The 11770-nt window shown below is 72.2% G+C and carries 10 protein-coding genes; 4 read left to right on the top strand and 6 right to left on the bottom strand.

From position 1 onward, the window contains the following. Window positions 1–446: 446 nt before the first annotated feature. Window positions 447–1472 carry an SDR family oxidoreductase gene (locus tag ABGB21_RS36465; protein WP_347658296.1) on the bottom strand — a complete coding sequence of 342 codons (1026 nt, stop codon included), beginning with the start codon at window positions 1470–1472 and terminating at the stop codon, window positions 447–449. 245 nt (window positions 1473–1717) lie between these two features. On the opposite strand from ABGB21_RS36465, the gene ABGB21_RS36470 reads away from it, so the two are divergent. Continuing rightward, entirely contained in the window at window positions 1718–2428 is a 711-nt protein-coding gene (locus tag ABGB21_RS36470) for a polysaccharide deacetylase family protein (protein WP_347658295.1), read from the top strand. 22 nt (window positions 2429–2450) lie between these two features. Here the strand turns inward: ABGB21_RS36470 and ABGB21_RS36475 are convergent, their stop codons facing one another. Then, window positions 2451–3737 carry a glycosyltransferase family 2 protein gene (locus ABGB21_RS36475; protein ID WP_347681705.1) on the bottom strand — a complete coding sequence of 429 codons (1287 nt, stop codon included), beginning with the start codon at window positions 3735–3737 and terminating at the stop codon, window positions 2451–2453. 191 nt (window positions 3738–3928) lie between these two features. Beyond that, on the bottom strand, window positions 3929–4501 hold the full coding sequence (locus ABGB21_RS36480; protein WP_347658293.1) for a hypothetical protein: 573 nt from the start codon (window positions 4499–4501) through the stop codon (window positions 3929–3931). A gap of 134 nt (window positions 4502–4635) precedes the next feature. Between ABGB21_RS36480 and ABGB21_RS36485 the strand changes: the two genes are divergently transcribed. Both ABGB21_RS36485 and ABGB21_RS36490 read left to right on the top strand, forming a co-directional pair. Continuing rightward, window positions 4636–5901 carry a GNAT family N-acetyltransferase gene (locus tag ABGB21_RS36485; RefSeq protein WP_347658292.1) on the top strand — a complete coding sequence of 422 codons (1266 nt, stop codon included), beginning with the start codon at window positions 4636–4638 and terminating at the stop codon, window positions 5899–5901. 38 nt (window positions 5902–5939) lie between these two features. Next, entirely contained in the window at window positions 5940–6254 is a 315-nt protein-coding gene (locus tag ABGB21_RS36490; RefSeq protein WP_347658291.1) for a hypothetical protein, read from the top strand. Between the two features lie 103 nt (window positions 6255–6357). Here ABGB21_RS36490 and ABGB21_RS36495 read toward each other — a convergent pair whose 3' ends face one another. The 3 genes from ABGB21_RS36495 to ABGB21_RS36505 form a co-directional block, all read right to left on the bottom strand. Beyond that, window positions 6358–6834: a ribose-5-phosphate isomerase gene (locus ABGB21_RS36495; protein ID WP_347658290.1), complete on the bottom strand. Its 477-nt coding sequence runs from the start codon at window positions 6832–6834 to the stop codon at window positions 6358–6360. Between the two features lie 135 nt (window positions 6835–6969). After that, complete coding sequence (locus ABGB21_RS36500) at window positions 6970–8208, bottom strand: DUF1015 family protein (RefSeq protein ID WP_347658289.1); 1239 nt, start codon at window positions 8206–8208, stop codon at window positions 6970–6972. A 115-nt stretch (window positions 8209–8323) separates the two neighbouring features. Continuing rightward, the gene (locus ABGB21_RS36505; RefSeq protein ID WP_347681707.1) at window positions 8324–8953 is read right to left on the bottom strand and encodes a disulfide bond formation protein DsbA; all 630 of its coding nucleotides are present in this window, start codon (window positions 8951–8953) and stop codon (window positions 8324–8326) included. A gap of 220 nt (window positions 8954–9173) precedes the next feature. On the opposite strand from ABGB21_RS36505, the gene pepN reads away from it, so the two are divergent. Next, complete coding sequence (gene pepN, locus ABGB21_RS36510) at window positions 9174–11729, top strand: aminopeptidase N (RefSeq protein ID WP_347681710.1); 2556 nt, start codon at window positions 9174–9176, stop codon at window positions 11727–11729. Window positions 11730–11770: the final 41 nt, after the last annotated feature.

Genomic DNA, 11770 nt, shown 5'->3' on the forward strand with positions numbered 1-11770 from the left:
CCGCGCCTCCAAGCCGGCAAGCCGCTCAAGCAGCTCCACGACGGATGGCGTTCCGGACACCCCACCATGATCCAGACCAGACGGCGCAGGTCAAACCAACCCGCCGACGAGCACCTGATCAGTCACGCCCCGAAAAGCGTTGCGACACAACAACTATCAGTAATCACCGACGTGAGGAGTATCGACAGAGATCGTTCATCCGCGCTTTATTCACCATCCGCTGTCGGTTATTCACCAACCGCTCCGTGGCAGCGTAGGGGCGATAGGAAACCCTTCCGTCCTGACCGGTGGCCCGCCGCCCGGCCGGTCGTACCGTCCACCGGCCCAGGTCCGACCACCTACACGTTCCGTCACCGGTGACAGCGGGACAGCACCCGCCCGGCCGACACGGTCGGTGACCGGCGCTTTCCCGTACCCGCGACACGGTAGGCCCGCGCCCCGGCGGTTCAGCGCCCCCGGCGCACGGCGAGCCGCCGGGCCAGCACCGTCGCCCCGGCGGCGACAAGCCCGGTGGCCAGCAGTTCCCGGTGCCGGGACAACCAGAGTTGTGCACTCTGGACCCGGGACCGGTCGTCGAACGAACCGTGCGCCCCCGGGTCCGGCCCACCACCGTCGTCGACCGGCTGCCAGAGGTTGACCCGCCGATCCGGGTCGACCGGCTCGTCGGTCTGCTGCGACCGGTAGCCCGACCGGGCCAGATAGCGGTCCAGCAGGCCGGGCACCAGCCGGTTGCCGAGGATGGTGCCGACGGTGGAGGCGCCGACCCAGTACTCCCGCCGACCCGGCCGGTCGGCCGCGTACACCACGGCGCGGGCGGCCACCTCCGGTTGGTAGATCGGCGGCACCGGTTGGGGGCGGTTAGGCAACCGGGACAGCACCCAGTCGAACTGCGGCGTGTTCACCGCCGGAAGGTGCACCATGGTGACCCGCACGCCGGCCCGGTCGTGCAACAACTCGCAGCGCAGCGCCGAGGTGAACCCGGCGATGGCGTGCTTCGCACCACAGTACGCGGACTGCAGGGGCACCGACCGGTACGCCAGTGCCGAGCCCACCTGCACGATGGTTCCGGACCGACGCGGCAGCATCCGGTCCAGGGCCGCCCGGGTCCCGTGCACGTAGCCGAGGTAGGTCACCTCGGTGACCCGCCGGAACTCGTCCGGCCCGATCTCGGTGAACGGCGCGAAGACCGAGGTGAACGCGGCATTCACCCACAGGTCGATCGGGCCCAGTTCGGCGCTGGCCCGGTCCGCGGCCGCCTCGACCTGGTGGTGGTCCGACATGTCGGTCTCGATCGGCAGCGGCACACCCCCGGCGGTCCGGACGTCGTCGGCGGCAGCCCGCAGGCCGGCGGCACCCCGGGCCAGCAGCGCGATCCGCATTCCCCGGCGGGCCAGTAGCCGCGCCGTGGCCCGACCCACCCCCGCGCTCGCCCCGCTGATCACCGCCACCCGTGGTCTCGGTCGGCCCCGCATCAGGCGCTCCTCCGGTCCTTGTCGGTCGCCCGGTCCGTCGGTCCCTCGGGCCGCGCGCCGCCGCCCGGGGCCGCCGGCTACCCGGTCGGCGGCCCGGCAAACCTCGACCCCGCACCGGGTCCACCCCGGGCGCCCGTCCGGGATACGGACGGGCGCCGAGTCGGCGTACCACCCGTCCGGGTGAGGATGAACCGGGACAGACCGGGTATCCGCGCCCGGCGAAGCGGTGGCAGGTGGAGGAACAGGTGCGGGCACGCGCGGTACCGGTGACAACGCTCGGTGCCGCGCTGGCCGCGCAGGCCGTTCCCGCGCTGACCGCCCTGCCCGGCGTACGGCTGCGGTTCTTTCCCCGACTGAGCGGCCGGGGCGCGCCCAACCACGTGGCGCTGACCTTCGACGACGGGCCGGACCCGGCGTCCACTCCGTACTTCCTGGAGACGCTGGCCGCGTACCGGACCAGGGCGACCTTCTTCCTGCTCGGCTCGATGCTGGCCCGGGCGCCGGAACTCGGCCTCGACCTCACCGCCGCCGGTCACGAGGTGGCGGTGCACGGTTGGTCCCATCAGAACCTGCTGCTGCGGAGTCCGCACGCCACCTACCGCGACCTGGCCCGGGCCCGTGAACTGATCCTGGCGGTGACCGGTCGCTCACCCCGGTACTACCGCCCTCCGTACGGGGTGTTCAGCACCGCCGCGCTGATGGCCGCCCGCCGGCTGGACCTGACCCCGGTGCTCTGGACCTGCTGGGGCCGGGACTGGACCCGCTCGGCGACTCGTACCTCGGTCCTGCGCACCCTGCGGACCGGGCTCTCCGGTGGCGGCACCGTGCTGCTGCACGACTCCGACTGCACCTCGGCGCCGGGATCCTGGCGAGCCACCCTCGCCGCCCTCCCCCACCTGCTCGACGAGTGCCTGCGACGGGGTTGGCGGGTCGGCCCCCTCGCCGAACACCGCTGACGCGGTGCGCAGGAGCCCTTTGTTATCGCTCCTTGTCGAGGAAGGAACCCTTCCTGACCTCTGACGCCTGCGCCGGCTCGGTCACCGCCGGGACCGGTTCCGACTCGACCGCAGCCAGGGCGGAGGCGGCTTCGGCGGTGGCCGACGCGGCGACCGCTTCGACAATCGTCGCGGGCGTGCCGGTCCGTACGGCGTCGCGGGGTATACCGGGCGGCGCCAGCGGGCGCCGGGCCCGGGCGACCACCCCGAGGTGGGCCCGTCGGACAACCCGCAACGCCGAGAAGAGCCCGTACGCTCCCCGGCCGATGAGCCGGTGTTTGAGCCCGAGCAGGCCGCCCGGTGGCCGGTACCCGGTGGCCGGAAGATGCCGGCGGTACCGGATGACGATGTTGGCGAAGAACTCGCGCCGTCGGTGTGGCGGAACCCGTCGGGGGTGGCCGAGCACCTGCAGCAGGTGCCAGATCATCCGCTGGAAGATCAGCTGACGCAGTTCCGCCGACACCCCGACTGCCGGGGTGGTCGTCCCGCCCGTCGGCCCGGCCGCCTCGGCAACGGAGACCGGACCGGGGGCCGGACCGGCACCGGAGTGGTCGAGGCCGGCCAGCACCCGGTCCCAGTGCGCGAAGACCTCGAAGTGCCGGTCGCTGACCGTCGAGGTGATCGCTCCACCGGGCCGCTGCCGGTACGCGTAACAGCAGCGGTCCAGCAGGCTGATCCGCGGCGCGGCCAGCATCAGCGGAAAACTGAACGACACGTCCTCGTACCAGCCGGGGCCGAAGGTCAGTCCGAGGTCGGTGAGGAAGCGTCGACGGATCACCTTGTTGCAGGTGATGTGGAGCACCGAGAGCAGGCCGGGCACCTCGTCGAGCCGGAAGACCTCCGGTACCGGCCGGTCTCCGTTGATCCGCGCCAGCGGGCAGCTCCGGCGGCCGCCGTCGGGGAAGTACCGGGTGTACGCGGTGACCAGGAGATCCGGCCGGGTACGGCTGAGCCGCCCGGCGACGGCGGTCAGGGCGCCGTCGGGCAGCCAGTCGTCACTGTCTACGAACCACACGTACTCGCCGGTGGCCCAGGCCAGCCCGGCGTTGCGGGCCGCGCCGAGTCCCCGGTTGACCGGAAAGGTCAGCACCACGACCCGGGGGTCGCGGGCGGCGTACCCGGCCAGGATCTCCGCACAGCCGTCGGTCGAGGCGTCGTCCACCACGACCAGTTCGAGGTCGGAAAAGGGCGGGTCGAGGATGGAGTCCAGGCACTCCGCCAGGTAGTCCTTCACCTGGTGGACCGGCACGATCACACTGAGCAGGGTCACCGTCGACAACCTCCGGCGGAGGACTGACACCCTCCGAAGGAGGACGGAGACCGAATCGTAGCGTCGCGTGATCAGGCAACAGGCGGACAGTAACTATCGAGTGACCGAATTGTGATTTGTCGCCTGGATCATCACCCGTTCGGGTGACGGCGGCGACGCTGGCGGATGTGGATGCGGCCTGGAACGCCGGCTCACCGCCCGGCGACCCAGTTCCACAGGTCCACCACCCAGCCGGTCTGCCCCAGGTACGCCACCCCCACCGCGACCAGGAAGACCCCGGTCACCAGGTGCGCGCCCCGGGCCGAACGCCGGATCCGACCAAGCTGACGCTCCAGCACGACCCGGCCGATCAGCCGGGCGAGCGCGAAGAGCCCGGCCGCGATGAAGAGGGTGAGGACGAAGGTGACCACCGGGCTGGTCAGGTCACCCCGCCCCGAGATGGCCCAGATCCCCCAGCAGACGAAGGCGAAGAGACCGCCGATCAGACTCCAGTGCGCACCGAGGCGCAGCTGCCGCCAGTGATAGCCCGGCGGCAACTGCGGCCGGTCGTCCTCGAGCTGCGGCCATCCGGTGCCGGTCGGCTCGTGCGGCCCGACCGGTTCCGGCGCGGTACGCGGCTGCGGCACCCCGACCGCCGCCACCCCACGGCGGAAGCCCGGCGCCTCCGGCGCCATCTCGACGGTCGGCTCCGCGTGCCGGAAACCCGGCCCCTCCGGCGGCATCTCGACGGTCCGCTCCGCCCACGGCTGCGTCTGGTCTGACATCTGGTCCTCCCCATCGGTCGGCGATCGGTCCGGGCCACCGATGATCGCCCGGGCACCGACCCGTCCCCGCTTCCGAGGGTAGCCACGCGGTAAACCGGTCGCCGAGGCAGCATCCGCTCGACTAGACATGGACGATGTCGTACCCGGAGTTACCGATCGAGCCCGCGACGCCCGCCGACTTCGCCGCCATCCACGGCCTGCTGAACACCCTGTTCCACAACCTGCCTCCGGACGAGACGCTGACCGGGGCCGAGCATGGCGTCTTCGAACCCGACCGGTCACTGGTGGTCCGGGCCGGATCGGCGGTGGTGGCGCACGCCGGGGCGTACACCCGGGATCTGACCGTGCCCGGCGCGGTGCTGCCGGCGGCCCACGTCACCCTGGTCGGGGTGGCGCCGACCCATCGCCGGCAGGGCCTGCTGACCCGGCTCATGCAGCGGCAGCTGCGCCAGATCCAGGCTGCCGGGCGGGAGTCCTTCGCGGTGCTCTGGGCCAGCGAGGGCCCGATCTACCCACGGTTCGGCTACGGGCAGGCGACCCGGCAACTGCACCTGGACATCCGGACGACCGGGCTGCGACTGACCCCGCCGACGACGGCGCCATCCACAACGCCGCCGACAGCGCCGACGATCCGCCTGCACACCGGTGACCCGGTGCCGCTCTGGTCCGACCTGGCGCCGCTCTACGACCGGCTGCGCGCCGACCGGCCCGGCTGGTCCGACCGGACCGAGGCCTGGTGGCGGTACGTGCTGAGCGACTACCCCACCCGCCGGTCCGGCGGCACCGAACGACGGGTCGCGGTCGTGGAGACCGCGGCCGGCATCTCCGGGTACGCGGTCTGGCGCGGCCGCGGCCACTGGGACGAACGTGGGCCACAGGGTTCGGTGCTCGTCGAGGAACTGGTCGCGGCCGACCCCGACACCTCGTACGCGCTGTGGCGGTTCCTGCTCTCGATCGACCTGACCCGGACCGTCAGCTACCTGAACACGTCGACCGACGAGCCGCTGCAGTACCTGGTCGACGAACCGCGCCAGCTCGGCGCCCGGGTGGGCCACGGTCTCTGGGTACGGATCGTCGACGTGGCCGGGGCGCTGACCGGTCGCCGCTACGCCGCCGACGTCGACGTGGTGTTCGAGGTCACCGATCCGCTCCTGCCGGAGAACGCGGGCCGGTGGCGGTTGACCGCGGACGCCGGCGGGCCGGCGGTGTGCGTACGCACCGACGCCCCGGCGGACCTCGTCTGCGACGTACGCGATCTCGGTGCCGCCTATCTCGGTGGCCCGCCGCTGGCCGCGCTGGCCGCCGCCGGGCGGGTCCGGGAGGCCCGCAGCGGCGCCCTGGCCCGGGCCTCCACCGCGTTCGGCTGGCACCGCGCGCCGACCGGGATGGGCATCTTCTGAGCAACGCCGCACCGGCCGCTCACCGGTAGGGTCAGGGCATGACCGACTCCGAGCGTCGACGTCGGCGGCTACGGCACGATCCGCCGGAGGCGACCGGCGGTGAGGGCCGGCGTGGGTCGGAGCCGCCTCCCGGGACCGCCGGCGGCACCGAGGACCGGGACACCGAACGTGGCCTGCGCGGCCTGATCGGTTCGGGTGCCTCCCAGGTCAGCGTGACGGCCGCGATGCGGGCCCGGGACGCGGCCCGCCCCACCGAGGCGGACCTGGCCGAGGCTGCCGAACGACTGGTCCTGGTACGACGCAACTGGGTGCCCCGCGAGGACCTGCCCCGTAACCCCCGCGCAACGCCGTGAACCGGGCCGTCGACGGGTGGCCGGCCGGCCCGGATCGGCTCAGGACGCGGTCGGCTCAGGACGCGGTCGGTTCAGGACACTGCCCGGCCAGGACGCGGTCGGTTCAGGGCGCGGCCGGCAGGGCCGGCAGTTCGCCGCTGCGCTCGTAGTCGGCGACCTGGGCGATCCGCCGAGCGTGCCGCTCGTTGCCGGAGAACGGCGTGGTGAGGAAGACCTCGACGATCGCGGTCGCCTCGTCCAGGGTGTGCTGCCGGGCGCCGATCGCCACCACGTTCGCGTCGTTGTGCTCCCGGGCCAACTGGGCGGTCTCCAGGTTCCAGGCGAGCGCCGCCCGTACTCCGGCGATCTTGTTGGCGGCGATCTGCTCGCCGTTGCCGGAGCCGCCGATCACCACACCGAGGCTGCCGTGGTCGGCGACCACCCGGGCCCCGGTGTGCAGGCAGAACGCCGGGTAGTCGTCGTCCGGGTCGAACACCGACGGTCCGACGTCCACCAGCTCGTAGCCCTGCTTGGCCAGATGGTTGGCGAGGTGCACCTTCAGTTCGTAGCCGGCGTGGTCGGATCCCAGATAGACGCGCATACCGCGCAGTCTGTCAGCCCGGCGCGCGGTCCCGCCGGCAGGCACGGCGACAGCCGGACAGATCACAGGTCGGGCCGGCGCGCCGAACCAGCGCGCCGGCTCCGCCGCCACTCAGGAGGGCGGGTCCGACCCCGGTCAGGAGGCTGTGCCGTCGCGGCCCAGCTCGGCCAGGACCAGGCCGCCCCGGGCCTTCGGGGTGAACCAGGTGCTCTTGCGCGGCATCTTCTGCCGGGCCAGGTTGACCGCGACGAAGTCGTCCACGGTCACCGGTGCGATCAGGATCGCCAGCTCGGCCCGGCCCGCGTCGACCTCGCCCACCAGCCAGTCCGCCGGGTAGTCGCCACCGACGTACGTGACGCGCTTGTCACCCGGGTCGAGCCCGAGCGCGTCGCGCAGCAGGGTCCGCTCGACCAGCGTGTGGTCGAGGTTGTCGACTCCGGTGCCGTCGCCGGACGGCAGCGAGACCGTGTACCCCTGCCCGGCGAGATACAGCACGACACTGCCGCCGCTGCCGGGAACCGCCGGCGGCCCGGCCAGCGGCTCGACCCGCGCCCCGGCGGCGCCCAACCGGGCCAGCAGCTCCTCGGCCGTGCTGGTCAGTTCGCTCACCAACCGGTTGTACGGCTGGATCGCGACCGAGGCGGGTGTGGTGATCACCGCGAGGAACCGGGGCAGTTCACCGATCTGCGCGGCGAGGCTGCGATGGTTGCCGTCGGCGACGACCAGTTCACCGCCGCCGGCGAGCCGCACCAGCTCGTCCTGCCGGTCGCCCGGCCCGACCAGCCAGATCGCGTGCGTACGACCGGCCTGGTCCACGTCGGTGGCGGCCGGCACGCCGGCCGTCTCGGTCGCCTCGGCGAGTGCCCGGTGCAGCGCCTCGGCCGGGTTTGCGCCGTCGGCGGCCCGGTTGCCGGTCTGCAGCAGCAGCACCGGGGAGAGCAGGTGCCCGGTCGCCTCGGCCAACGCGACCCGCTCCCGCACCTTCGCGATGAAGACCTCCTCGTTGCGGATCACCAGGCCCGGCTCGTCGGCGCTGGTGGAGATCTGGTCGGTGTCGACCATCGCGAAGAGGCCGTACCCGGGTTCGTCCACCGGCGAGGTGATCCGGTAGAGCACCACCACCTGCTCGGCCGGGGTGTAGCTGCCGTCGGCCTTCGCCTCGGTGAGCCGGGTCACCGCCTCGGACAGGGAGTCCGTGAAGGACCGGCCCAGACTCTCCGGCGCCCGGTGCGGCATCTCGATCGCCAACGCACTGTGCGGGTTCGCCCGGATGATCTCGGTGATCTCGGCGTCGTCGGCGAACTCGTCATAGTTCCTCGCGCCGGTGCCGCCAGTGGTGATCCAGGCCCGGCTGATCGGATGTACGACCGTCATGTCCGGTGACGCTACCGGCCCTGCCCCGGTCGCCCACGTCACACCCGCCGGTGTCCACCCCGTGGGCTCCGACGGGGTGGACACCGGGCATCCCGGGTCGAACCCGGGCGACCGCTCAGTCGAACCGGGGCGACTCGGTACGGGTCCGCTTCAGCTCGTAGAAGCCGGGTGTGCCGGCGACCAGGAGCACCCCGTCCCAGAGCCGACCGGCCGCCTCACCCTTCGGTGCCGGCGTGATCACCGGACCGAAGAACGCGACGGTCTCCCCGGGGACCGGCCCCGGAGCGTGGATCACCGGAGTGCCGACGTCCTGGCCGACCGGCTTCATCCCCGCGTCGTGGCTGGCCCGCAGCGCCTCGTCGTACTCGGTCGATTCGGCGGCCTCGGCCAGGTCCGGGTCCAGGCCGACCTCGGCGAGCGCCGCCCGGTACAGCTCCGGACCCCGCTCCTGCTTCGCCAGGTGGATCCGGTTGCCCAGGGCGGTGTAGAGGTCCCGGACCGCCCGCTCCCCGTGCTTCTGCTCGACCGCGATGCAGATCCGCACCGGGCCCCACGCCGTGTCCAGCAGCTTCCGGTAGTCCTCGGAGAGCCCGTCGCGTCCCGCATTGAGCACCGACAGACTCATCACCCGGAACCGGACATCCACCGGTCGTACCTTCTCCACCTCCAGCAGCCAGCGGGAGGTGATCCACGCCCACGGACAGACCGGGTCGAAGAACATGTCAACTGCCGCGCGCTCGGACACCCTGACTCCCCTTTCACGTCGGGCCGCCGGAGTCGACGGCACGGTTATGAATCCTCACCCCCCGATGGCGCCGCCGGCATCGGGATGAGACCGTGACCTGCGGCACCCGAAGCACCGTCGGGTCATGACAGACTCAGCGGTGAGCCGTGGGATGGGGCTCGAGTGCTGTGTCAACGGGGACAGCAGCGGTGAGATTCGGATGGAGATTCACGTGCCAGGAGTGCGCAACCTGACCCAGGTCGAGGCGACGGAGCGGGGGCGGCTGCTCGACGTCACCGGATACGACATCCGCCTGGACCTCTCGTCCGCCGGACAGGCCGCCCAGAGCCGCACCTTCCGCTCGGTCACCGAGGTCCGGTTCCGCTGCGCCGAGCCCGGCGCCGGCACCTTCATCGAGGTGGCCGCCGACAGCGTCCGGTCCGCCACCCTGAACGGTGAGCCGGTCGACCTGAACGGCTGGTCGGCCGAGGCCGGACTGACCCTGACCGGCCTGGCCGCCGAGAACGTCCTGGTGGTCGACGCCGACTTCCTCTACTCCTCCAGCGGCCAGGGGCTGCACCGCAGCGTCGACCCGGTGGACGGCGAGACGTACCTCTACAGCCAGTTCGAGACCGCCGACGCGCAGCGGGTCTTCGCCTGCTTCGACCAGCCCGACCTGAAGAGCGTCTACACCTGGCACGCGACCGTGCCGGCACACTGGCGAGTGATCTCCAACATGCCGGTACGCGCCGAGGAACCGGCCGGCGACGAGACCAAGACCGTCCACTTCGCCGAGTCGGCGCGGATGAGCACCTACATCACCGCGCTCTGCGCCGGCCCGTACCACGAGGTCCGGCACACCCACGACGGCATCGACATGGGCTACTTCTGCCGGGCCAGCATGGCGCGCTACTTCGACGACGACGACCTGCACCTGATCACCCGGCAGGGCTTCGACTTCTTCCAGCAGCAGTTCGGGGTCCGCTACCCGCTGCCGAAGTACGACCAGGTCTGGGTCCCCGACTTCAACGCCGGCGCCATGGAGAACTTCGGCTGCGTCACGCACGCCGAGTCGCACTACATCTTCCGCTCCCAGGTCACCGACTTCGAGTACGAGCAACGCGCCAACACGATCCTGCACGAGCTGGCCCACATGTGGTTCGGCGACCTGGTGACCATGCGCTGGTGGAACGACCTGTGGCTGAACGAGTCGTTCGCCGAGTGGGCCAGCCACTGGGCCAACACCAACGCCACCCGGTTCACCGACGCCTGGACGACCTTCCTCTCCGTCCGGAAGAACTGGGGCTACCGGCAGGACCAGCTCTCCTCCACCCACCCGGTGTACTGCGAGATGCCGGACCTGGAGGCGGTCGAGGTCAACTTCGACGGCATCACGTACGCCAAGGGCGCCAGCGTGCTCAAGCAGCTCGTCGCGTACGTCGGCGAGGAGCCGTTCGTCGAGGGTCTGCGCAGCTATTTCGGCAAGCACGCGTGGGGCAACGCCACCTTCGACGACCTGCTCACCGAGTTGGAGGCCGCCTCCGGTCGGGAGCTGCGCAAGTTCGCCGCCGAGTGGCTGGAGACCGCGCAGGTCAACACGCTGCGCCCGGAGGTGGAGATCGGCCCGGACGGCACGTACCAGTCGGTGGTGGTGCACCAGGAGGCGCCGAGCGAGCACCCGACGCTGCGTACGCACCGGATCGGGGTCGGCCTCTACGACCTGACCGAGGGCCGACTGGTCCGCCGGGACCGGATCGAGGTCGACGTCGCCGGGGAGCGGACCAGCATTCCGCAGCTGGCCGGGGTGGCCGCGGCGGACGTCCTGCTGCTCAACGACGACGACCTGACCTACGCCAAGCTGCGGCTGGACGAGCGGTCGATGGCCACCGTGGTGCAGCACATCGCCGGCTTCGAGTCGTCGCTGGCCCGGGGCCTGTGCTGGGCCGCCGCCTGGGACATGGTCCGGGACGCCGAGCTGGCCGCCCGGGACTATGTGGCGCTGGCCCTGACCGGGCTGCCCGCCGAGACCGACATCAACCTGGTCACCGCAACCCTGCGGCAGGTCACCGCCACCCTCGCCTCGTACGCCGACCCGGACTGGGCGCCGACCGGCTGGGCGGCGCTGGCCCATACCGCCCGGGACGCGGTGGCCGCCGCCGAGCCGGGCAGCGGCCTGCAGCTCGCCTGGGCCCGGACGTACACCTCGGCGGCCCGCACCGACGACGAGTTGGCGGTGCTGCGGGGCTGGCTGGACGGTACCGAGGTGCCGGCCGGGCTGACCGTCGACACCGAGCTGCGCTGGTCGGTGCTCCGGGCCCTGGTCGCCGGTGGTGCGGCGTCCCGCGAGGAGATCGAGGCCGAGCTGGCCTCGGACCGGACGTCGAGTGGTGAGCGGGAGGCGGCGCTGGCGCACGCCCTGGTGCCGACCGCCGAGAACAAGGCCGAGGTGTGGGCGACCCTGACCGGCGCCGAGGCGCTGCCGAACTGGCGGCACCGGGCGCTGCTGCAGGGCTTCCAGCACCCGGCCCAGGTCGAGCTGACCGCCCCGTACGCCGAGCGGTTCTTCGCCGAGGTCGGCCGGGTCTGGGGCAGCCGGGACAGCGAACCGGCCCAGGAGTTTGTCATCCTCGCCTACCCCGCGTACCAGGTCAGCGAGGAGACCATCCGGGCCACCGACGCGTGGCTGGCCGAGTCGGGACATCCGGCGCCGCTGCGCCGGCTGGTCGCCGAGGGCCGGGACGGGGTGCTGCGCGCGGTGCAGGCCCGGGCCCGGGACGCCGCCGCGGCCACCGCCTGACCGGCTACGTCGTAGCTCGGGGCCGGCCGGGGGGGGGTGGT

Origin of the sequence: Plantactinospora sp. B24E8, from assembly GCF_039871735.1 — a bacterium.
GTDB lineage: Bacteria > Actinomycetota > Actinomycetes > Mycobacteriales > Micromonosporaceae > Plantactinospora.